The sequence below is a fragment of the Streptomyces sp. NPDC005648 genome (genome assembly GCF_040605395.1).
Taxonomy (GTDB): Bacteria; Actinomycetota; Actinomycetes; order Streptomycetales; family Streptomycetaceae; genus Streptomyces.
Genome location: NZ_JBEXCS010000129.1, coordinates 1 through 21,125 on the forward strand (window position 1 = coordinate 1; position 21,125 = coordinate 21,125).

Annotated in this window: 19 protein-coding genes and 1 tRNA gene; 7 read left to right on the forward strand and 13 right to left on the reverse strand. The window is 69.4% G+C overall.

All coding sequences use genetic code 11. The features are described from left to right. The coding region (locus ABZT17_RS41435) for a PA14 domain-containing protein (RefSeq protein ID WP_356357311.1) at positions 1 to 1,829 on the forward strand (1,829 nt) is incomplete at its 5' end. 93 nt (positions 1,830 to 1,922) lie between these two features. Here ABZT17_RS41435 and ABZT17_RS41440 read toward each other — a convergent pair. From ABZT17_RS41440 to ABZT17_RS41460, 5 genes are all read right to left on the reverse strand, one after another. Then, positions 1,923 to 2,369: a helix-turn-helix domain-containing protein gene (locus ABZT17_RS41440; protein ID WP_356357313.1), complete on the reverse strand. Its 447-nt coding sequence runs from the start codon at positions 2,367 to 2,369 to the stop codon at positions 1,923 to 1,925. A gap of 5 nt (positions 2,370 to 2,374) precedes the next feature. Then, a complete protein-coding gene (gene dnaJ / locus ABZT17_RS41445; protein ID WP_356357315.1) occupies positions 2,375 to 3,559 on the reverse strand; it encodes a molecular chaperone DnaJ in 1,185 nt (394 codons plus the stop codon). Positions 3,560 to 3,604: 45 nt separating this feature from the next. Further along, the gene (gene grpE, locus ABZT17_RS41450) at positions 3,605 to 4,270 is read right to left on the reverse strand and encodes a nucleotide exchange factor GrpE (RefSeq protein WP_356357316.1); all 666 of its coding nucleotides are present in this window, start codon (positions 4,268 to 4,270) and stop codon (positions 3,605 to 3,607) included. Further along, positions 4,267 to 6,111 (reverse strand): molecular chaperone DnaK, encoded by a 1,845-nt coding sequence (gene dnaK, locus ABZT17_RS41455; protein WP_356357318.1) that lies wholly within the window; start codon positions 6,109 to 6,111, stop codon positions 4,267 to 4,269. Before dnaK ends, grpE begins: the two co-directional genes overlap by 4 nt. 94 nt (positions 6,112 to 6,205) lie before the next feature. Then, positions 6,206 to 7,225, reverse strand: a complete 1,020-nt coding sequence (locus ABZT17_RS41460) for an MraY family glycosyltransferase (protein WP_356357320.1) — start codon at positions 7,223 to 7,225, stop codon at positions 6,206 to 6,208. 204 nt (positions 7,226 to 7,429) lie between these two features. Here ABZT17_RS41460 and ABZT17_RS41465 point away from each other — a divergent pair, with 204 nt between their 5' ends. Next, positions 7,430 to 9,712 carry a (Fe-S)-binding protein gene (locus ABZT17_RS41465; RefSeq protein ID WP_356357322.1) on the forward strand — a complete coding sequence of 761 codons (2,283 nt, stop codon included), beginning with the start codon at positions 7,430 to 7,432 and terminating at the stop codon, positions 9,710 to 9,712. Between the two features lie 100 nt (positions 9,713 to 9,812). On the opposite strand, the gene ABZT17_RS41470 is transcribed toward ABZT17_RS41465, so the two are convergent. Further along, on the reverse strand, positions 9,813 to 10,139 hold the full coding sequence (locus ABZT17_RS41470) for an antibiotic biosynthesis monooxygenase (RefSeq protein WP_356357324.1): 327 nt from the start codon (positions 10,137 to 10,139) through the stop codon (positions 9,813 to 9,815). A gap of 78 nt (positions 10,140 to 10,217) precedes the next feature. Next, on the reverse strand, positions 10,218 to 10,646 hold the full coding sequence (locus tag ABZT17_RS41475) for a VOC family protein (protein WP_356357326.1): 429 nt from the start codon (positions 10,644 to 10,646) through the stop codon (positions 10,218 to 10,220). Between the two features lie 107 nt (positions 10,647 to 10,753). Here ABZT17_RS41475 and ABZT17_RS41480 point away from each other — a divergent pair, with 107 nt between their 5' ends. Together ABZT17_RS41480 and ABZT17_RS41485 are read left to right on the forward strand one after the other, a co-directional pair. Beyond that, positions 10,754 to 12,055 (forward strand): VCBS repeat-containing protein, encoded by a 1,302-nt coding sequence (locus tag ABZT17_RS41480; protein WP_356357328.1) that lies wholly within the window; start codon positions 10,754 to 10,756, stop codon positions 12,053 to 12,055. A gap of 36 nt (positions 12,056 to 12,091) precedes the next feature. After that, positions 12,092 to 13,063 (forward strand): YIP1 family protein, encoded by a 972-nt coding sequence (locus tag ABZT17_RS41485; RefSeq protein WP_356357330.1) that lies wholly within the window; start codon positions 12,092 to 12,094, stop codon positions 13,061 to 13,063. A gap of 367 nt (positions 13,064 to 13,430) precedes the next feature. Here ABZT17_RS41485 and ABZT17_RS41490 read toward each other — a convergent pair whose 3' ends face one another. Genes ABZT17_RS41490 through dcd form a run of 3 tightly spaced genes read right to left on the reverse strand, consistent with a single transcriptional unit; the run spans position 13,431 to position 14,801 of the window. Continuing rightward, positions 13,431 to 13,661: a hypothetical protein gene (locus ABZT17_RS41490; protein ID WP_356357332.1), complete on the reverse strand. Its 231-nt coding sequence runs from the start codon at positions 13,659 to 13,661 to the stop codon at positions 13,431 to 13,433. A 58-nt stretch (positions 13,662 to 13,719) separates the two neighbouring features. After that, the gene (locus ABZT17_RS41495; protein ID WP_356357334.1) at positions 13,720 to 14,229 is read right to left on the reverse strand and encodes a phosphoribosyltransferase; all 510 of its coding nucleotides are present in this window, start codon (positions 14,227 to 14,229) and stop codon (positions 13,720 to 13,722) included. After that, a complete protein-coding gene (gene dcd / locus ABZT17_RS41500) occupies positions 14,226 to 14,801 on the reverse strand; it encodes a dCTP deaminase (protein ID WP_356357336.1) in 576 nt (191 codons plus the stop codon). The genes ABZT17_RS41495 and dcd overlap by 4 nt, the downstream gene beginning before the upstream one ends. Before the next feature lie 537 nt (positions 14,802 to 15,338). On the opposite strand from dcd, the gene ABZT17_RS41505 reads away from it, so the two are divergent. From ABZT17_RS41505 to ABZT17_RS41515, 3 genes are all read left to right on the forward strand, one after another. Continuing rightward, a tRNA-Gly gene (locus tag ABZT17_RS41505) sits at positions 15,339 to 15,412 on the forward strand. A 701-nt stretch (positions 15,413 to 16,113) separates the two neighbouring features. Further along, positions 16,114 to 16,254: a hypothetical protein gene (locus tag ABZT17_RS41510; RefSeq protein WP_356357338.1), complete on the forward strand. Its 141-nt coding sequence runs from the start codon at positions 16,114 to 16,116 to the stop codon at positions 16,252 to 16,254. Positions 16,255 to 16,425: 171 nt separating this feature from the next. Further along, positions 16,426 to 16,740 carry a hypothetical protein gene (locus ABZT17_RS41515; RefSeq protein ID WP_356357340.1) on the forward strand — a complete coding sequence of 105 codons (315 nt, stop codon included), beginning with the start codon at positions 16,426 to 16,428 and terminating at the stop codon, positions 16,738 to 16,740. Between the two features lie 329 nt (positions 16,741 to 17,069). Here the strand turns inward: ABZT17_RS41515 and ABZT17_RS41520 are convergent, their stop codons facing one another. The 3 genes from ABZT17_RS41520 to ABZT17_RS41530 form a co-directional block, all read right to left on the reverse strand. Next, on the reverse strand, positions 17,070 to 18,830 hold the full coding sequence (locus ABZT17_RS41520; protein WP_356357342.1) for a hypothetical protein: 1,761 nt from the start codon (positions 18,828 to 18,830) through the stop codon (positions 17,070 to 17,072). 230 nt (positions 18,831 to 19,060) lie between these two features. Continuing rightward, positions 19,061 to 19,543: a hypothetical protein gene (locus ABZT17_RS41525; RefSeq protein ID WP_356357344.1), complete on the reverse strand. Its 483-nt coding sequence runs from the start codon at positions 19,541 to 19,543 to the stop codon at positions 19,061 to 19,063. Positions 19,544 to 19,827: 284 nt separating this feature from the next. Then, complete coding sequence (locus tag ABZT17_RS41530) at positions 19,828 to 21,024, reverse strand: fructose-specific PTS transporter subunit EIIC (RefSeq protein WP_356357346.1); 1,197 nt, start codon at positions 21,022 to 21,024, stop codon at positions 19,828 to 19,830. Positions 21,025 to 21,125 lie beyond the last annotated feature (101 nt).

A 21,125-nucleotide genomic window follows, 5' to 3' on the forward strand; every position in this document is an offset into this window, starting at 1 on the left:
CCTTCAAGGGCACCCCCAGGAAGACGGACTGCGACACCGCCGTCGACCAGAACTGGACCGGCTCACCCACCTCCGGCCTCCCCAAGGACAACTTCACCGTCCGCTGGACCGTCACCCGCGACTTCGGCTCCGGCGGCCCCTTCGCCCTCACCACCACCGGACTCGACGGCATACGCGTCTACCTCGACGGCACCCGCAGAATCGACCTGTGGAAGAACGTCTCGTCGACGGTGACGAAGACCGCCAACATCACCATCCCGTCCGGCAAGCACACCCTCCGCCTGGACTACGCCAACTGGACCGGCACCGCCAAGGTCAAGTTCACCTACACCCCCCGCACCTCCGCCACCGTCGACAAGGTCAAGCCCCTCGCCCCGAGGAACCCGTTGGTGTCGTACGACACGACGAGCGGCAAGGCGAAGCTGAGCTGGGGTGCGAACGTCGAGATGGACCTCGCCGGGTACCGGGTGTACCGGCGGCTGAAGGGGTCGACCACGTGGACGCGGCTGGCGGCCCCGACCGCGACCTCGTACACGGACACCCCGCCCGCCACCGGCGCCGTCTACTACTACGAGGTGCGCGCCCACGACAAGGCGGGCAACGAGTCCGCCGGTACCGCCGACCAGCAGGTCACGAGCATCGTGCTGGGCTCTCCGGGCTCCCTCGCCGCGTCGGTCACGGACACCGGCGCCGAACTGTCCTGGCAGACGGTGCCGGGTGCGGTGAAGTACCGCGTGCTGCGGACGGATCCGGGCGGCGGCGAGAAGACGACGGACGTCACCGGCAGCGGGTTCGCCGACGGATCGCTCGACCGGATCTCCACGTACACCTACCGGGTGGCCGCGGTGGACGGCTCCGGTCATCTCTCGCCGTACACGGACCCGGTGAGCGCGCACCGGCCGCCCGCCGCGCCCCGCGGCCTCACGGCGACCGCGGACGTGGGCGCCGCGCTCCTGGCGTGGACGGTGAAGCCGGGGGACGCCGACGTGAGCACCTTCCGCGTTTACCGCTCGACGACCCTGCCCGTGGACACGTCCGGCGCACCGGTGCCCTGCACCACGACCCGCACCGAACTCGCCGACGGCTCCCAGCGCTACAGCTGCGGCGACTACTCGGCCGAGGAAGCCACCACCTACCACTACGTGGTGACGACCGTGGACCGCTCCGGCGCCGTCTCCCTCCCCTCCCAGCCGGTGACGGTGGCCACGCTCGCCTCGGACAAGCCGCCGGCCCCGGTGACCGGCCTGACGGCCACCCCGACCGAGTACGGCTTCGAGCTGCGCTGGGACCCCGACCCCGCGCCCGACCTGTTCCGCTACCTCCTCTACACGGGCGAGGTCGTGCGGGACGGCGACGACGCCCTCTGCCAGGCGCACGAGGAGGTGTGGCTGACGCCGGACGTCACCTCGTACCGGTACCAGACGCTTCCGGACGGCGCCGAGCGCTGTTTCCTCGTCGACCCCTACGACAGCTCCTGGAACTCGCCCTACGAGTGGAGCGGTGCGGGCGAGATCGTGAGCGCCACCGAGCTCGACCTGACGCCGAGCGTGCCGACTTCCGGGGACTCGCCGGTGAAGCTGACCGCGATCCCGAACGGGGACCGGGTCGACCTGTCCTGGAACGAGGTGCCGGACGCCGTCGGCTACCAGGTCTACCGCTGGAACCCGGACACCGGGGCGTACGAGCAGCTGGCGGCCACCACGACGGCGACGTCGTACCACGACACCGGCGCCGCCAAGGGCACCACCCACTTCTACCGGGTGACCGCCCGCTACGCCGACGGCACCGAGTCGGCGCCCGGCGCGGACCACGCGATCATGGCGCCCTGAATCACGGCGCCCGGCAGGCGCCCTGAACGAGCGAAGGGCCCGGAGGCTGTCGCCCCCGGGCCCTTTCGTCCCGTCAGTCCCTTCAGTCCCGTGTCAGTCCTGCTGCCGCTTGGGCCGCCAGACCACCAGCGCGCTGGTCTGCTGGACCTCCTGGTACGGGACCAGGTCACGGCGGTACGACGCGTGCACCGCCGCCTCACGCTGCTGCATCGCCGCCGCCGCGCCGTCCACGGCCGACTGGAGCTCGGCCACGCGCTGCTGGAGCGCGGCGACCTGGTTCTCCAGCTCGATGATGCGCTTGATGCCGGCCAGGTTGACGCCCTCGTCCTGCGACAACTGCTGCACCTGGCGCAGCAGTTCGATGTCGCGGGCCGAGTAGCGGCGACCCCGCCCGGCCGTGCGGTCCGGGGAGACCAGGCCGAGGCGGTCGTACTGACGGAGGGTCTGCGGGTGCAGGCCGGAGAGCTGGGCCGCCACCGAGATGACGTAGACCGGCGTCTCCTCGGTCAGTTCGTACGGGTTGCGTCGACGGCCGTCCATCTCTCTCATGCTCCCTTCGCGGCCTGGAACAGCTCCGCCCGCGGGTCCTCGCCCGCGGTCGCCTCGCGATACGCCTCGAGTGCGTCACGAGCATTCCCCGTCACGTCCTTCGGGACACTCACCTCGACGGTGACCAACAGGTCGCCGCGGGTGCCGTCCTTGCGGAACGCGCCCTTGCCCCGGGCGCGCATGGTGCGGCCGTTGGGCGTGCCGGGGGGCAGCTTCAGGGTGACCGGCGGTCCGCCCAGGGTGGGCACCCTGACCTCGCCGCCGAGCGCCGCCTCCGCGAAGGTCACCGGGACGGTGATGGTGAGGTTGTCGTCCCTGCGGCCGAACACCGGGTGCGGGGAGACATGGACGGTGACGTAGAGGTCGCCGGCCGGGCCGCCCCGCTCGCCGGGTGCGCCCTTGCCGCGCAGGCGGATGCGCTGCCCGTCGGAGACACCCGCCGGGATGCGGACCTGCATGGTGCGGGACGACTTGGCGCGACCGCTGCCCGAGCAGACCTCGCAGGGGTTCTCCGCGATCAGGCCGCGGCCCTTGCAGTCGGGGCAGGGGTCGGTGAGCGAGAAGCCGCCGCCGGAGCCCCGGGCCACCTGGCCGGTGCCGACGCAGGTCGGGCACACACGGGGGTTGCCGTTGGCGTCGCCGGTGCCGGAGCAGGCCTTGCAGGGGGCCTGCGAGGTCATGCGCAGCGGGACCGTCGCGCCCTCGATCGCCTCGGTGAAGTTGAGGCTGACCTCGGTGTCGATGTCCTGGCCGCGCCGGGGCTGCACCCGGGTGGTCCCGGAGCTGCCGCGGTTGAACAGGCCCCCGAAGACGTCACCGAGTCCGCCGCCGAAGCCGCCGGAACCCCCGCCGCCGCCGCCCTGGGCACCGCCTCCGAAGAGGTCGCCCAGGTCGAAGTTGAAGGAGCCGCCCGCGCCGCCCGGCCCCGGACGGAAGCCGCCGTTGCCGAAGAGGGCGCGTGCCTCGTCGTACTCCTTGCGCTTCTTGGGGTCGCCGAGGACGTCGTTCGCCTCGGAGATCTCCTTGAAGCGCTCCTCCGCCTTGGCGTTGCCCTTGTTGGCGTCCGGGTGGAACTCGCGGGCGAGCTTCCGGTACGCCTTCTTGATCTCGGCCTCGGTGGCGTCCTTGGGGACGCCGAGGACCTTGTAGTAGTCCTTCTCGATGAAGTCCTTGGTGCTCATCCTCGACGCGCCCCCTTTCCGCTGTTCCGCTCGTTGCCTACGACGTCAGCCCTCCTCAGGGCCGTTGTCCTTGTCGTCGCCGGCCGCCGGAGCCTCGTCGGCCCCCTCGGCCTTGACCGTCTGCGCCCCCGGCTGGGGTTCGGCGACCGCCACCCGCGCGGGGCGGATGGTGCGCTCGCCGATGCGATACCCGGGCTGCAGAATCGCCACGCACGTCGTCTCGGTGACATCCGGCGCGTAGCTGTGCATCAGGGCCTCGTGGATCGTCGGGTCGAAGGGCTCGCCCTCCTTGCCGAACTGCTGCAGACCCATCTTCGCCGCGACGGTCTCCAGCGACTCCCCGACGGACTTGAATCCGCCGACGAACTCGCCGTGTTCGCGCGCGCGGCCGATGTCGTCGAGCACGGGCAGGAGCTCGGTCAGGAGGTTCGCGATGGCGATCTCCTTGACCGTGATCCGGTCCCGCTCCACGCGGCGGCGGTAGTTCTGGAACTCGGCCTGGAGCCGCTGGAGGTCCGTGGTGCGCTCGTCGAGCGCCTTGCGGACCTGGTCCAGCTGGGCCGTCAGGCCGGCGATCTGTGCTGATGCGTCCCCGGCCGGGGCCGCCCCCTCCCCGTTGGAGGAGGAGGCGGCCTTCGGCTCGGCGTCGTCGGGGGTCGCGCCGGAGGGGACGTCGGGCTTCTCCTCGAAGCCCGGGGTCTCCTCCGTCACGCGGCACCGTCCTTGCGCTCGTCGTCCACGATCTCGGCGTCGACCACGTCGTCGTCGGCCTTGGGCGCCTCGGCACCGGCGTCGGCGCCACCCGCGGCCTGGGCCGCCTGGGCGTCGGCGTACATGGCCTGGCCGACCTTCTGGGAGACGGCCGCGACCTTCTCCGTGGCGGTGCGGATCTCGGCGGTGTCCTCGCCCTTGAGCGCGGTCTTCAGCTCCTCGACGGCGGCCTCGACCTCGGTCTTGACCTCGCCGGGGACCTTGTCCTCGTTGTCCTTGAGGAACTTCTCCGTCTGGTAGACGAGCTGCTCGCCCTGGTTGCGGGACTCGGCGGCCTCGCGGCGGCGGTGGTCCTCCTCCGCGTACTGCTCGGCCTCCTGGCGCATCCGGTCGACCTCGTCCTTCGGCAGCGAGGAGCCGCCGGTGACGGTCATCTTCTGCTCCTTGCCCGTGCCCAGGTCCTTGGCGGTCACGTGCATGATGCCGTTGGCGTCGATGTCGAAGGACACCTCGATCTGCGGGACGCCGCGGGGCGCCGGCGGCAGACCGGTCAGCTCGAACATGCCGAGCTTCTTGTTGTACGCCGCGATCTCGCGCTCGCCCTGGTAGACCTGGATCTGCACGGACGGCTGGTTGTCCTCGGCGGTGGTGAAGATCTCGGACCGCTTGGTCGGGATCGTCGTGTTCCGCTCGATGAGCTTGGTCATGATGCCGCCCTTGGTCTCGATACCGAGGGACAGCGGGGTCACGTCGAGGAGCAGGACGTCCTTGACCTCACCCTTGAGCACACCGGCCTGGAGCGAGGCGCCGATGGCGACGACCTCGTCCGGGTTCACACCCTTGTTGGCCTCCTTGCCGCCGGTCAGCTCCTTGACGAGCTCGGCGACGGCGGGCATACGGGTGGAGCCACCGACCAGGACGACGTGGTCGATCTCGTTGATCGAGATGCCGGCGTCCTTGATGACGTTGTGGAACGGCGTCTTGCAGCGCTCCAGCAGGTCGGCCGTCAGCTGCTGGAACTGGGCCCGGGTGAGCTTCTCGTCCAGGTGCAGCGGGCCCTCGGCGGAGGCCGTGATGTAGGGCAGGTTGATCGAGGTCTCGGTGGAGCTGGACAGCTCGATCTTCGCCTTCTCGGCGGCCTCGCGGAGGCGCTGGAGGGCCATCTTGTCCTTGCCCAGGTCCACGCCGTGACCGCTCTGGAACTGCTGCACCAGGTAGTCGACGACGCGCTGGTCCCAGTCGTCACCACCGAGGTGGTTGTCACCGTTGGTGGCCTTCACCTCGACGACGCCGTCGCCGATCTCCAGCAGCGAGACGTCGAACGTGCCGCCACCGAGGTCGAAGACGAGGATCGTCTGGTCGTCCTTGTCGAGGCCGTACGCGAGCGCGGCCGCGGTGGGCTCGTTGACGATGCGAAGGACGTTCAGACCGGCGATCTCGCCGGCCTCCTTCGTCGCCTGACGCTCCGAGTCGTTGAAGTACGCGGGGACGGTGATGACCGCGTCGGTCACCTTCTCGCCCAGGTAGGACTCGGCGTCGCGCTTCAGCTTCTGCAGGATGAAGGCGCTCATCTGCTGCGGGTTGAACTGCTTCCCGTCGAGCTCGATCTTCCAGTCCGTGCCCATGTGGCGCTTGACGGAGCGGATGGTCCGGTCCACGTTCGTGACCGCCTGGCGCTTGGCGACCTCGCCGACCAGCACCTCACCGTTCTTCGCGAAGGCGACGACGGACGGCGTGGTCCTGGCACCCTCGGCGTTGGTGATGACGGTGGGCTCGCCGCCCTCCAGAACGCTGACGACGGAGTTAGTCGTGCCCAGGTCGATGCCGACCGCACGTGCCATGGTGATTTCCTCCAGCTGACTTGAGTGGAACGGACTCAAGTGTGCACGACGTCCGCGAATGGGTCAACAGACCTGAGTCGTGGCGACTCAACTCTTATCCGTTCCTTACACGCAACTGGCCTCTGACCTGCGTCGATTCCGGCCCCCTAGGGGAAGAACCAGGGACCCGAAGGAGTACCAGGACGAGGGCCACGACCCCCGCCGCCACCCACAGCACCCCCGATCCCGCGACCCACCCCATGTCCACGAGCACCCCGACGAGCACCCCGGCGAACACCGCGAGCCCCAGCACCACGGTGGCCCCCTGAGGGGTGAGCCCCGACCGTCGCAGCCGGTGGGCCAGATGGTCGGGAGCGCGTCGCAGCAACGGCCTGCCGGCCAGCTTCCGCGCCAGGACCACGAGGAGCACGTCGGCAGTGGCGACGGCGGTGAGCGGGAACAGCACGCCCGCACTGGAGGCGAGCCCGTACCCGGCCCGCGTGAACACCGCGGAGGCGGCGAGCACGAACCCCGCGAACAGCGACCCGCACGCGCCCAGCCCCACGCGCGCGGGATGCCAGTTGTGCATGAGGAACCCGGTCAGCGCGGCGGCGAGCACGCTCAGCAGCACGGCGAGCCCGTCCATCACCTCCACGGCGGCACAGGCCCCCACCCCGAACGCGGTGAGCACCCCCACGGTCCCGGCGAGCGCGTCGGCGTGGTCGAGCGCCCGGAAGGCGAGCGCGACGAAGGTGACCCAGCCGACGGCGAGCAGCCCGCCCCCGATCCCGGTCTCCCCGTACGGCATCACACAGGCCGCCGCCACGGCCGTACCGGCGACGAGCACCCGGGCCTTGACCCGCCGTACGTCGGCGACGAGCCCCAGCGCGGCGACGCACGCCCCGGCGACCAGCAGCCGGCCCACGCCGTCCCCGAGCCGGGCGACCCCCATCCGGTCGCCGGCGAAGGCGACCAGGCAGGTGGCGACCACGACCGCCACACCGCCGAACAACGGCAGCGGTCGCTGGCGCCGCCGGTCGACCACGCCCAGACGCAGGGCGGGCGACCGGACCAGGGCGGAGAGCACGGCGGCGAGCAGCAGGGCGGAGGTGGCGGCGGCGATCCCGTAGAGCACGGATCTAAATTAGGGGCGAATGTACCAATTTGGTACGAATAACACGATCGGATCGTCACGACCTTCATGTGGACCTTTAAGGCAACCCTCAGCGATCCAGATCACTGCACGCCTGGCTACAGTGCGATGGAAGATAAGGGTAGTCTCAGACGGACTGCATAAGTTACCGCTTAGTAATAACCTCGCAGGCCCGAGGAGCCCCCAATGCAACTCGCCGCGATCATCGTGTCGCTGGTCCTGGCCGTGGTCGGCGTTGCCCTGCTCGCCCGCGCCATCGGTCAGTTCGTCCGGTACTTCAAGCTCGGCCAGCCCGTGCCCGCCGGTACCCGCACCGACAACCCCTACCAGCGCAGTGTGACGCTGGTGAAGGAGTTCCTCGGGCACACCCGGATGAACCGTTGGGGCATCGTCGGCTTCGCCCACTGGTTCGTGGCCGTCGGCTTTCTGACGCTGCCGCCGACCCTGGCGCAGGCCTTCGGGCAGCTCTTCCAGGCCGACTGGACGCTGCCGGTCGTCGGCGACTGGCTGCCGCTGGAGATGTACACCGAGTTCATCGGCGTGATGACGACGATCGGCATCATCGTGCTGATCGCGATCCGGCTGCTGAACCTCCCCTCCCGCCCCGGCCGCAAGTCCCGCTTCGCCGGCTCCAAGTCGGGCCAGGCGTACTTCGTCGAGTACGTCATCCTGACCATCGGCCTCGCGATCTACGTGCTGCGCGGCCTGGAGGGCGCGATCCACCACGTGGACGGCTACGACGCCTCGTACTTCGCGTCGTACCCGCTGGTCCTGGCCTTCAAGGGGCTCTCGGTCTCCGCGCTGCAGAACCTGATCTACCTGGTCGCCATGATCAAGATCAGCACCTCGTTCATCTGGATGATCGTCGTCTCGCTGAACACCAACATGGGTGTGGCCTGGCACCGCTTCCTCGCCTTCCCGAACATCTGGTTCAAGCGCGAGTCGGACGGCGGCACGGCCCTCGGCGCCCTTCAGCCGATGACGAGCGGCGGCAAGCCGATCGACTTCACCGACCCCGGCGACGACGACGTCTTCGGCGTCTCCCAGGTCGAGCAGTTCTCCTGGAAGGGCCTGCTGGACTTCTCCACCTGCACCGAGTGCGGCCGCTGCCAGTCGCAGTGCCCCGCCTGGAACACGGGCAAGCCCCTCTCCCCCAAGCTCCTGATCATGTCCCTGCGCGACCACGCGCACGCCAAGGCGCCCTACCTGCTGGCCGGCGGCGGCAAGACGATGGAGGGCGAGGAGAAGGCGTCCGAGGAGCAGCTGGCCGGCGTTCCCGCCGCCGCCCTCGCCGAGGCCGAGCGCCCGCTGATCGGTACCGCCGAGGACAACGGCGTCATCGACCCCGACGTCCTGTGGTCCTGCACCACCTGCGGCGCCTGCGTGGAGCAGTGCCCGGTGGACATCGAGCACATCGACCACATCGTGGACATGCGCCGCTACCAGGTGATGATCGAATCGGCCTTCCCCTCCGAGGCGGGCACGATGCTCAAGAACCTGGAGAAGAAGGGCAACCCCTGGGGCCTGGCCAAGAAGCAGCGCCTGGAGTGGCTCAAGGAGGTCGAGTTCGAGGTCCCGGTCGTCGGCCAGGACATCGAGGACCTCACCGAGGTCGAGTACCTGTACTGGGTGGGCTGCGCGGGCTCCCTGGAGGACCGCGCCAAGAAAACCACGAAGGCGTTCGCCGAACTCCTCCACATCGCGGGCGTCAAGTTCGCGATCATGGGCGGCGACGAGAAGTGCACGGGTGACTCCGCCCGCCGCCTGGGCAACGAGCCCCTCTTCCAGGAGCTCGGCATGGAGAACGTCATGGCGCTGAACATGGCGTTCGGCGAGGAGCTGGACGACGACGGCAAGGTGGTCCCCGAGTCCGCCAAGCCGAAGTCCGCGAAGAAGATCGTCGCCACCTGCCCGCACTGCCTGAACACGATCGGCAACGAGTACCCGCAGCTCGGCGGCGACTACGAGGTCATCCACCACACCCAGCTGCTGCAGCACCTCGTCGACGAGGGCAAGCTGGTCCCGGTCACTCCGGTCGAGGGCATCATCACGTACCACGACCCCTGCTACCTGGGCCGCCACAACAAGATCTACACGCCTCCGCGCGAGATCATCGCCAACGTCCCGGGCCTGCGCAACGAGGAGATGCACCGCCACAAGGAGCGCGGCTTCTGCTGTGGCGCGGGTGGTGCGCGCATGTGGATGGAGGAGCGCATCGGCAAGCGCATCAACAACGAGCGCGTCGACGAGGCCCTCTCCCTCAACCCGGACATCGTCTCCACCGCCTGCCCGTTCTGCCTCGTCATGCTCACGGACTCCGTGAACGGCAAGAAGAACGAGGGCAAGGCCAAGGAGTCCATCCAGGTCGTCGACGTCGCCCAGCTCCTGCTGGACTCGGTGAAGACCCCGGCCGACCCGGCGGGCGAGGAGCAGCAGGAGAGCGCCCCGGAGCCCGAGCCGGTGAAGTAACAGGCCCTACAGCCATGCCGACGCCCCCATGTCCTACGGGATGTGGGGGCGTCGCGGTATAGGGGGGCGCGGGGCGTGGGGGCGGTGGTTTCCTGCGGGTCTACGCCCCCTTCGGCGCCGCCTGCTGTACCACCTCGAACGACCACAGCGACGACCCACTGGCCGCCGGCCTCGGACGCTCGGCACCCTCACCGCCACCCTGATGGGCGGACTTCATCGGCCCCTCCATCCAGGCCTGGAAGGACGCCTCGTCACGCCAGCGGGTGTAGACGAGGTACTGATCGGTCCCCTCGACGGGCCGAAGCAGCTCGAACCACTCGAAACCGTCCGAACTCTCCACGGCGTGGGCCCGCGAGGCGAACCGCTTCTCCAGGACCTCGCGCTGCTCGGCCGGCACGCTCAGGACGTTGATCTTCACTACGCTCATACGTCCATCCTGACCCACCGGGGCGAGAGACCGACGACCGGCACCCTCCAGGTGTCCAGGTGACCGGCCGCCCGTTCCTCACAGCACCGGCTCTCCGAGCGCCAGCAGATTCCCCTCGCTGTCCCGGAACCAGGCCCCCCGCTCCCCGCGCGCGCCCTTGCTCGGACAGTTCCCCTCGACCTCGGCGATCCCGTCCACCGTCCTGAGCCCGGGCACGTCCACCTCCTCGAACACCACCCCGCGCCGCCGCAGCTCCGCGACGACGGCGGCCAGGTCCTCGACGCCCTCCCAGCCCATCTGGGTGAAGGTCCCCGGTGAGGCCCCGGTGGAGCGGAACAGCACGAAGTCCACTCCCCCGCACCGGTACAGCAGCCCGCCGGGCCGCTCGTCCACGGGCTCAAGACCGAGCACCTCGGCGTAGAAGCGCCGCGCCCGGTCGAGGTCCTGGGCGGGCAGCCTCGTCGCCACGCGCGCCCCGGCCAGTACGTTCCATCCGTCTGCGGTCATGCCTCCACTGTCCCCCCGCGGTCTCCTCTGTGCCGGGAGGCTGTCGCGGTATCTCGAACACGTGCATCATTACCCAGGCGTTGTCGACGGTGCTGACGAGGGAGACGGTGCGCGTGCGAACGGGTGGGGCGGCGGTCACGGCATCGGTCTGCGGCGCTCTCCTGCTCCTCGCCGCCTGCGGCCCCGGCGCCGACGCGGGCGCCGCGCAGCGCACCCCCGTACGGATCGCGAACGCCCCGGCCGAGCTGCCGATCCCGCACGGCAAGGGCAGCGGGACACCCGTCGACTTCAACGGCGATGGCCACCGCGACCTCGTCCTCGACGACCTGGTCAAGGCCGAGAGCCACGCCGACGACGCCGGCATCGGCATCGTCTACGGCAGCGCGCACGGACTCACCCCGGGCGCCCGGCAGTTGCTCAGCCCCGCCAGGTACGCCTCCCGCACCAAGGGTCAACTCCCCGCCGTCTTCGATGCGGAGGCGACCTGCGACCTGGACGGGGACGGCTTCACCGACCTCGTGGTGTCGACGGACCCGCCCTACGACGGCCAGGGCCGGCCCCCCGTCCCCCTCCAACTCCTCTACGGCTCACCCCGCGGCCTCACCCACGCCGTCCCCCTCACCGTCCCGGACCGCGCCCGCTTCGGCAACGACTGGCCCGACCAGCCGGTCTGCGGCGACTTCGACGGCGACGGCGCGCAGGATCTCGTACTGCACGCGTCCGCAGGCCGACTGTCGTACCTGCGTGGCCCGTTCAGCCGTGGCGGAGCACCGCGGTCAGCCGCCGGACCGCTCCCGGCGGGCGGCGAACTGCCCACCGGTCCCGCGGCCGACGTGAACCGGGACGGCTATGACGACCTCCTGGTCCGTACGACGGAGGGGTCGAGCACCTCGTCCGTGGTCCTGGGCTCCGCCGCGGGCCCCACCCGCACCGGCGCCACCCTCCCCGAGGGCGTCGACGTCGTCCTCGGCCGCTTCGGCAGGGGCAAGGCCCTCGACGCGGCGATCGGCACCCTGGACGGAACGTCCCTGCGCTACGACCTCCCCACCCCCGCCCGCGCCGGCCTCCCCTCCCCCGGCACCCTCCTGGACACCGCCGACCTCGACGGCGACGGGCTCACCGAACTCATCTCCAGCGGCTCGGGTCTGAAGGTGCTCCGGGCCCGGGCGACAGGCCTCACCACGGCGGGCACGGTGACCGTCGCCCCACCCGCCCACGGCACCACCAGGGTCGTCACCGCGGGCGACTTCGACGGGGACGGACGGGACGACCTCGTCGTACGGACGTATCGGGGCGAGACGCGGGACACGGTCGCCGTGTATCCGGGCGCGAGCGCGAAGAAGGGGCTGGTGGCGCGGAAGCCGGTGCTGACCTTCTCGACGGCGGAGTTCCTTACGGCGCATCCCTGAGCGGCCCCTGATCCCGCCCCCGGCTTCCCTTAGGGGATGTCACAGCTCGGCAGCAAAGCCCGGTCCGGACCGCCGGGCCCGGCACGTCACTCTCGGGGACCAGGTACGTTCGAAGGCGTGGCTGGATTCAGGAACGGACGCGGCGGCCGGAACAACGGCGCTCCGCAAACGCGACCGCAACACCCCCCGCACGGCTCGCAGACCCCGCAGGGCCCGTCGTACGGCTACCCTCCGGCTCCACAGCCGTACGCGGGACAGCAGCCGTACAACGGCGGGGGCTACGGCGCCCAGGGCGGCGAGCCGGAGTACTTCGGCGACGGCGCGGGCTACGCCCCGCAGGGCGGCCCGGACCCGTACGCGGCCAACAACCCGGGCCACACCCAGGCGTTCTCGGTCGGCGAGGACCCGTACAGCCAGGGCGAGACGTACCGCGCCGGATCGGCCCAGCCCCCGGCGGGCCCGATCGGCCCCCGCCTGCACTGGAAGGACCTGCTCCGCGGCATCGTCCTCTCCCCGGGCCAGACCTTCCTCCAGATGCGGGACTACACGATGTGGGGCCCCGCCCTCATCGTCACCTTCCTCTACGGCCTCCTGGCCGTCTTCGGCTTCGACGGCGCCCGCAAGGACGCGATCGACGCGACGCTGGCGAACGCGGTACCGATCGTTCTCACCACCGCCGTCGCCATGGTCGTCTCGTCGTTCGTCCTGGGCGTGGTCACCCACACCCTGGCCCGCCAGCTCGGCGGCGACGGCGCCTGGCAGCCCACGGTCGGCCTCTCCATGCTGATCATGTCCCTCACGGACGCCCCCCGCCTGGTCTTCGCCATGTTCTTCGGCGGCGACGCGACCTTCGTCCAGTTCCTGGGCTGGGCCACCTGGGTCGCCGCGGGCGCCCTTCTGACCATGATGGTCAGCCGCTCCCACGACCTCCCCTGGCCGAAGGCCCTCGGCGCGTCGGCGATCCAACTGATCGCACTGCTGTCGATCGTGAAGCTGGGCACGTTCTAGCGGGTCCTGGCTGTTCCAGCCGGTTCCGGCTTTTCAACTCGCGCCCCGATCAAGAACATTGCCTCTGCGGGGGGTCGGCCGGTACCGGGATGGAGGGGGCGCCGTTACCGCCCGCGGGTCCGTAGTGGTGGGTCAGTGCATTACTGGTGCTGTACGTCGGCGGGAGCGCGGTGCGTCCCGAGGTCTGACCGGGTCCAGGGACCTGCGGCTGATCGGGACCGAGACGGTCGACGGCGCCAAGACGACGCACTAAAAGGGCACGGTCAACAGCAAGGACCTGGCTGGCCACAGTGGGAGAGCGCGCACCCAGAAAATCCTTGCCGAGACGCGATGCATGGACAGGCGAGGGCCTCCTGCTGCCGCCCTGTCAGCGCGTCACGGTCACCAGTCCGATAATCACCAGCACGACTCCCATGAATCCGAACTGCAGTCTCATGCGTTCAAGGTTCTTCCACGGCGTCCCCCAGCGCGTCCTGTAACGCGGCGAAAACGTCACGTCCGCCCAGTCCCACACCCAGACGTCCACACCGCGATAGCCACAGGCCACGACGATGAATGCGCCGCCCGCTATCAGTGCGAGCACCCCATAGAGCAGCACGCCGTTCCTCCCCTTGCCTCATGCAGCCTCACCGGCACGAAGTTTGCATAGCAGCAGGTCAGAGCGCTTCTCTCGACGGAGTGATCGGCTCCCCCGACTTACGTACCACAGGCAGAACGCTCCACGGGAAGTTGATCCAGTCGTCGGTGCGCTTCCAGACGTACTCGCACTTCACCAGCGACTGCGACTTCTCGTAGATGACGGCGGAACGCACCTCGGCGACCGTGTCGACGCAGAAGTCCCGCACCAACTTCAGCGTCTTGCCGGTGTCGGCGACGTCGTCGGTGATGAGGACCTTCTTGGAGGAGAAGTCGATGGCGTTGGGGACGGGCGCGAGCATCACGGGCATGTCGAGGGTCGTCCCCACCCCCGTGTAGAACTCGACGTTCACGAGGTGGATGTTCTTGCAGTCGAGGGCGTAGGCGAGGCCGCCGGCGACGAAGACACCCCCGCGCGCGATGCTGAGGACTATGTCCGGCTCGTACCCGTCGTCGGCGATGACCTGCGCGAGCTCACGCACGGCGGTGCCGAAAGCCTCGTAGGTGAGGTTCTCCCGCTTGTCGCTCATACCTGGGTCCGGTGGAAGTTGAGGTAGGAGCGGGAGGCGGTGGGGCCGCGCTGACCCTGGTAACGGGAGCCGTAGCGCTCGCTGCCGTACGGGTACTCGGCCGGCGAGGTGAGCCGGAACAGACACAGCTGCCCGATCTTCATGCCGGGCCACAGCTTGATGGGGAGGGTGGCGAGGTTGCTGAGCTCGAGCGTCACATGCCCGGAGAAACCGGGGTCGATGAAGCCGGCGGTGGAGTGGGTGACGAGCCCGAGCCGCCCAAGCGAACTCTTGCCCTCGAGCCGGGAGGCGAGATCGTCGGGAAGCGTGATGACCTCGTAGGTGCTGGCGAGCACGAACTCCCCGGGATGGAGAATGAACGGCTCATCCCCCTCGGGCTCCACCAGTCGCGTCAGATCCGTCTGCTCGATGCTCGGATCGATGTGCGGGTACCGGTGGTTCTCGAACACCCGGAAGTAACGGTCCAGCCGCACGTCGACACTCGACGGCTGAACCATGGATTCGTCGAAGGGATCGATCCGTACCCGCCCGGCGTCGATCTCGGCCCGGATGTCCTTGTCTGAGAGAAGCACGTCCCGAGGATACGCAAGGCGCGCGGAGCGACCACAATCCTGCCTCCGCGCGCCTGCGACTGCTCCGACGTACCGCTCGCTTCTTGCTCCTGCTCCTACTCGTTCCTACCGCTTCTCAAGGCTGACCGGCACGACGCTGCGAAGCCGGGCACAGCGTGGACACCGCACCAGCCGGCCAGGACCGAGCCGCTCGGCCTGCTGCATCGGGAACGAAGCGGTGCTGAACACGTGCCCATCGGCACAACGGACGACGGTGCGCTCCATCAAGTCCATGAGTCCCTTCCCCAAGAGCCGCGTCCGGTTGCTGCTCACCGGACGACAAATGCCACATTACGGGATCAAAGGAACGACTCTCCAGGCGGCACTCCGACCTCACCCGGACCCTCTCCCACGCCTCCACCGTACGCCCCAACTCCGGCCCCCCGCAGCCCTGTCACCACCCCGAAACACACACTGGCCCCACGGCTTCAGCGCCGGGGGCCAGGCATGAGGTAAGGTAACGATGCGTTCGGACACCGACTCCGGTCGGCGTCTTACGCGGGTGTAGTTTAATGGTAGAACATCAGCTTCCCAAGCTGAGAGCGCGAGTTCGATTCTCGTCACCCGCTCCAGCAGAAACCCCCAGGTCGATGACCCGGGGGTTCTTTGTTGTCCAGACCAATCGGAGGCAGGACCGGAGCCAGCCCGAGTTCCCTGGCGACCGACCGCAGGACTGCTTGCGCGGCTTGCCATTGATCATCTCGCCTGCGGTCAGCCGGAGAGATAGCGGTACACCGAGTACAGCTCCCTCTTCGGGTCGATCTCGTCGCACTGAGCCACATGTGGAGAGGGCCGGTAGCCATGAGGCGATCACTGCATAACGCGGCCCACGGTCAAGACGATGCCTCCGGCGGGGATCGGCCGGCCACTGGATGGATCCCATCCCGAGCACCGTCGACCCAGGCAGAGCCCAGCAGACGCGGGGAGCTGAGGTGAGTGGTGGTGAAGGTAGATCGTTGACGCGTCCAAGGGAGCGCGCCAGGATGCGTGTCATGTTGCAGCTCAGCGCGTAAGCCAGCCATGGCGGCCAGGTGTTCCTCTTGTTTTGGGGCGTGGGTGCACTGGCCATGGGAGCGGCATCCGGTTCAAAGAAGCACACGAACAGCGGCGGTCAGAGACGGTTTCTGGCGGACAGCCGGCCAAGGTCTGCGGGGCGTTATCCCTTGCTGCCGATAGGTGCCACGCCGCACCACTTGAGCTGGGGGTATACGTGGCCAGTTACGAAGAGCACGAGCAAGCTGCCATCGAACTCTTGGCGCCGCTGAGGGGCGCCATGGGAGGGAGAGTCCAGCCGGACTACCGGTTGCAGATGGCTCAAGTGGAGGCGCTCCTGGCGCTCGCCGCAGCCATAGCGGGGCGCCACCAGAAGGACGGAGCACAGGGACAGCCGCCGACCGGCCCTGCTGGCTTCTGAGACATGACCGTTGAATGAGAGAGTCCACGCATGCAACCTGCGAGACCAGGCTGTCCCAACACCGCGTCCCGCCGACGCATCAAGCGGCCACGCATTGCGCTGCTGGTCGCACTCGGCATCGCTGCCGTCTCCGTTACGGGGTGTGGCAGTTCCGATGCCAAAGGGCTGCCGGTGCACGTGGTCAACGAGTCGGCCTGGGATGCCCACGTGTTCGGTTGTCCAGGCTGCGGGAAGCTCGGGGTTGCGGTCGTAGGGGAACCTGACCGAAAGCCCGGCGAGAGCGGCGGTGCCGTCATGGGGTGGACCGAGCGACGCGCGTGGCCCAGGACGTACAAGGTCGTTGTCCGCGGAGTGGAGTCGGTCTGCCCACTCATCAACCCCGAGCCGGGTAAGGCGAAGGGCACAGTGGGAACCCGTGACGTCATCTACGTAGTGGACGAGAGCGGGAAATGCGTCGAAGGCCCGGGGAGCATGGACGCGATCTGACACCAGCAGCCGGCACCGGCAAGGGCGATAGCGGGGGTCAGCACCAGACCTCAGGCGAGGACCGTGCCACTCTCGTGCCAGAACGCGCGGGGACTCACGGGGAACCGGGGTTCGCCGGCGCTGTGCCGCCAGCCGACAGCCGACGCCCAAGGAAAAGCCCCCGTCGAGGCCGTGCAGGGTGCCGACGTCGTCCTGACCATGCTGTACGACGGCGGCACCGTACTGGAGGTCATGCGGGGCCCTCGGCGTAGATTTCCAGGTGGCCGTAACCGCCGCAGCCTTCCCAGGCGCAGGCCCCCCCTCAGCGGTAGGGCCCGGCGCCTGGTGCGTCACTGCCTGACGGTGAAGTACTGCCATGCGCCCCAAGTGCTGAGGTTGCCGGTGTCCTTGCTGCTGTGGACGTACTCGGCCCGTATACGGAACTTGCTGTTGACCGCGTTGGTCAGGCTCAGCGTCGCGTAGCTGGTGCTCGTGGTGCTGAGCGTGCGGCAGGAGGAGGTGCTCTGTGTGTGCCAGGCATCGCTGTAGTACCGCTGGATCTGGAATTTCACGCACTGGCCGGCCTTGTTGGGCGTGACCGTGACGTTCAGCTTGGCCTTGGCGGTGTGGTGGTAGACCCGGTAGAGGAGGCCGCCGTAGTGGGTGCTCCCGTAGTAGCCGCTGAGCGACTCGGACACCTTGGCGTGGGCCGGCGCGGTCGTAGCGGCCGTGGCCGGGGCGTAGCGGTAGTCACCGGCGAACGCCGCGGTGAAGGTGGTCTTGCGGGTGAGTTCGTAGGTCGTGGCCAGGTTGCCGTGGCTGTCCACCGTGCCGGTCTCGATCAGCGCCTTCTTGCCGCCGTAGGGCTGGGCGTAGATCGCGAGGGTGCGGCCGTTGTAGGTCGTGCCGAGGTGGGCGGTGATCTTCGCGGTCGCGCCGTAGGCGTACGACGGAGCGTTGGTGGTGATGGACACCGCGGTGGCGTTGCGGGAGACCTGGACGGTCGCGGACGCGTTGACGGCTTGGTGGGTGGAGTCACCCGGGTAGGTCACGGTGTATGTGTTGGCTCCCCCGACCTGCGGGACATCGGCGATGCGGAAGGTGCCGTCGGCGGACAACGGCGCATCGGGCAGCGCAACACCGGTGGGATGGGCCAGGTCGCTCTTCAGTACGTGAACAACCTCACCGGATGAGTACGGAGCCGCCGACAGCTGCCCGGAGACGGTCAGTTGGGCCCCCCGGCCGGCTGTCTCCGGTGTGGTGAGGTTGAGGGTGGGCTGGCTCGGGGGCGGGAGCTGCGACGGCACCGTGAACGTGTACGCAGCCGGCTCCTGCGACCGGTTCCCGGCCACGTCGACCCCGACGACGTAGAGGGTGTGCACGCCCCAGGACAGGGCGGTCGTCAGACTGCCGTTGCCCCCCGCATCGGCGGGAACCCGGGCGGCACCGGTGCCCGGTTCCTGGTCCAGGGCGTACTCGAAGTGGTCCAAGCCGCTGACCTGACAGTCCGGGGCCCCCGCCTCGGCGCACCCGCTGGGCAGGGGATCGCCGGTAGAGCTGAAACTGAACGTGGTGGGCTGCCCGGCAAACTTCGTGGGCGTTCCCGGGCTGCCCACCGGGGGGAAGTCCGGGTTGGTGACGACCGGGGCGAGGGGCGCGCTCCCGTCCACCCTGAAGTAGCAGGGCTCGGTCGGGTTCGAGTACGCCGTCCCGTCGTACGTCGACGCGTGCCAACCGTAAGTGTGCCCGTCCGCCAGGGGCAGCGGGACGTACACGGACTGGACGAGCACGGGCTGCCCGGAGACGGACCCGTCGGCCGCCTGCGAACCGTCAACGTCCCACGCGTGGACGACCCCCTGGTACGTCACCCCGTTGACCGTGGACCGCGGTACGCCGATGGAGACGGTCATCCCCGCGGGAGGCGGACTGGGCACGGTCCGCCAGGTCGGGCTGCTGTCGCTGCCGCAGTCCGCTCCGGCCGGCAATGCAGGCGCCGGCAGTGCCGGGTCGATCGGGGTCTCGTCGGCGGCCGCTGCCGCCGGAAGCGCTGCCACGATCGCGCCGGCCAGCAGAAGCGCGAGCCGGCCGCGCTGGTGCGCGGTTCGATTCACAGGTGTCTTCCTCCCGGGCCATGCCCGTACGTCAGTGTCGAGTGCCTGCGCTCTCGCGGGGGGCGCCCGGGAACTCGGTTGCGCGCACGGCGATTGCCAGGGCGGCATGCGTCTCCCCACACACGCGGCCATCCACCCACGCTGCTGCGGTACGGGACCGCAGAGCAGCCGGACGCTAACACCGCCTCGGACGACCTCAGTGTTCCTTGATCAAACATTTACTGCGTGCGTTAGACAGCTTCCGCACGTCTTTCGGGCTCCCCTGCCGACGCCGGCGAGCAGGAGCTCGCCAAGGCGTTCGCGGAACTCGGTTCTGCCTGTCGCACGGCGGCATCCTGTCGTTGGCTCGTCGTGGAATTCTTTGAGGTCACCAGCAGCGCGCGCCGCCCGGCCAGACAACCCGTGAGCTGGTCCAGGAAGGGCAGCGCCCCGAGGTCGGGCACCCGCAGGGCGCCCGCCGCCGTGGCCGCCACCGCCGACGGGTCGGACACCGGGACGAGGTCCACCAGCCACACCCCGTCCGCGAACTCCTCCCGGGAAGCGGCGGCCACCTCCAGCGCCGGCCGCGTCTTGCCCACACCGCCCATGCCCGAGAGCGTCACCAACCGCCGTACGCACAGAAGGCGGCGGATCTCAGCGGTCTCCTGCCGCCGACCCACAAAACTGGTGATGGCCGCGGGCAGATTCCCACGCTCTGCGATCACCTTGGGCATGCTTTCCCCGTCTCCCCGTACGTACCATGATCGAACATTTCCTGGAGTTCTTGCCGATCTCGAACGGACAGCGCTCGCGAGATGGAGGGCGCCGAGCGCACCTGCCTCGAAGAGCCCGTCGTTTCCAGCGCCCCGAATCAGAGCACGAGGGTCCGTGGCGGCACACCACTCCCTCGCAGACGTGGACGACGACCGAGAGGGCCCCAGGGGTCGCTCCCCCAGGGCCGGCGTCTTTCATGCTCGGGCTGCCGATGTGGCGCGTTCACCGCGGGCGGGCGGCGCGGTCAGGCTCGGCCGACCGCTACCGCCTGCTTGGTGCCGGTGGTGGCGCGGGCGGTGTTCGCGGCCGGTGCCGTGCGCCGCCGTAGGCTCTTGAGGCCGATGGTGAGGGCGGTGGTGGTGAGGACGCCTGCGGCCACGGCGGCGGCGAACAGCCATGGTTCGCCGAGTTGGCCGGCGGCGAAGACACCGCCCCTGGGGTACGTGACGGTGCTGCCGAGTTGCATGACCAGGGCGCCGGTGACGGCACCGCCGGCCATGGAGGCCGGGATCACCCGCAGCGGGTCGGCGAGGGCGAAGGGGGCCGCGCCCTCGGGGAGGAAGGCCGCGCCGAACAGCCAGGAGATCTTGCCGTAGCGCCGCTCGGCCTCGGTGAACAGGCTGCGGCGTACCAGGGTGGCGAGGGTCATGGCCAGCGGGGGCACCATGCCGGCGGCCATGACGGCGGCCATGATGGTCATGTTGAGCGGGGTGAACTTCGACGGGTCGGGACCGCTCAGTTCCACCGCGCCGAAGGCGAATGCCGTCTTGGTGATCAGCCCGCCGAGGTCGGAGCAGGCCATCAGGCCGAGGAGCAGGCCGAGAGTGAGGGTGTTTTCGAACTCCAGGCCGGCCATTTCGCTGTAAAGCCAGTTCGTCAGGGGCTTGAGCAGCGACCCGACGACCGCGAGGGTCACGAACAGCGTGATCACGGTGGCCAGCAGGGGGAACAGCACGGCGGTGGTGCTGTGCAGCGCCCGCTTGACGGGAATCCGCTGCAGAGCCAGGACGGCCGCACCGGCGACCACACCGGCGACCACACCGCACAGGACGCCGCCCTCGGCGACGATGGCGGCGACACCGCCGAGGAAGCCGGGAAGAATCGCCGACCGGTCCGCCACGCCGTGAGCGACGTAGGCCGCGATGAGCGCGGGGAGGGTCTTCAGCGCGGTGATACCGGCCATGTACAGCATGGCCGCCCACGTCGGGGCAATCGTCCAGTCGCCGTTGTCCAGGGCTTGCGAGGCCCACTCGCCGACCTGAGGACCGTGGATGGCGTAGGCGAGGACGATCAGCCCGGCGGCGAGCGCGGTGAGGGCGCCCAGGTAAGGGGTGCCGGATACCAAGCACCTGCCGAGTCTGCTGTGGAAGTGTCGGCCTCGCACGTCGCCGCTGTCCGTCGAGGTGGCCGGGTTGGTGGTGCGGTTTGCGGTGTGGGGCATGGTGAGGCTCCAGGTGTGCGCGTCCACGGGACGGGGCGGTGGGGGCGATGCGATGGGCCGGTGTGGGGCCGGCGTCCGGGGCCCCGCGCCGCCGGGCGAGC

What these genes read in the sequence shown, in the direction of transcription:
- ABZT17_RS41525 (WP_356357344.1), bottom strand. Translation starts at nt 19,543, where the DNA reads ATGCCCAAGGTGATCGCAGAGCGTGGGAATCTGCCCGCGGCCATCACC.
- ABZT17_RS41465 (WP_356357322.1), top strand. Translation starts at nt 7,430, where the DNA reads ATGCAACTCGCCGCGATCATCGTGTCGCTGGTCCTGGCCGTGGTCGGC.
- ABZT17_RS41440 (WP_356357313.1), bottom strand. Translation starts at nt 2,369, where the DNA reads ATGGACGGCCGTCGACGCAACCCGTACGAACTGACCGAGGAGACGCCG.
- dnaJ (WP_356357315.1), bottom strand. Translation starts at nt 3,559, where the DNA reads ATGAGCACCAAGGACTTCATCGAGAAGGACTACTACAAGGTCCTCGGC.
- dnaK (WP_356357318.1), bottom strand. Translation starts at nt 6,111, where the DNA reads ATGGCACGTGCGGTCGGCATCGACCTGGGCACGACTAACTCCGTCGTC.
- ABZT17_RS41495 (WP_356357334.1), bottom strand. Translation starts at nt 14,229, where the DNA reads ATGAGCGACAAGCGGGAGAACCTCACCTACGAGGCTTTCGGCACCGCC.
- ABZT17_RS41510 (WP_356357338.1), top strand. Translation starts at nt 16,114, where the DNA reads ATGGGAGGGAGAGTCCAGCCGGACTACCGGTTGCAGATGGCTCAAGTG.
- ABZT17_RS41470 (WP_356357324.1), bottom strand. Translation starts at nt 10,139, where the DNA reads ATGAGCGTAGTGAAGATCAACGTCCTGAGCGTGCCGGCCGAGCAGCGC.
- ABZT17_RS41530 (WP_356357346.1), bottom strand. Translation starts at nt 21,024, where the DNA reads ATGCCCCACACCGCAAACCGCACCACCAACCCGGCCACCTCGACGGAC.
- ABZT17_RS41485 (WP_356357330.1), top strand. Translation starts at nt 12,092, where the DNA reads ATGTCACAGCTCGGCAGCAAAGCCCGGTCCGGACCGCCGGGCCCGGCA.
- ABZT17_RS41475 (WP_356357326.1), bottom strand. Translation starts at nt 10,646, where the DNA reads ATGACCGCAGACGGATGGAACGTACTGGCCGGGGCGCGCGTGGCGACG.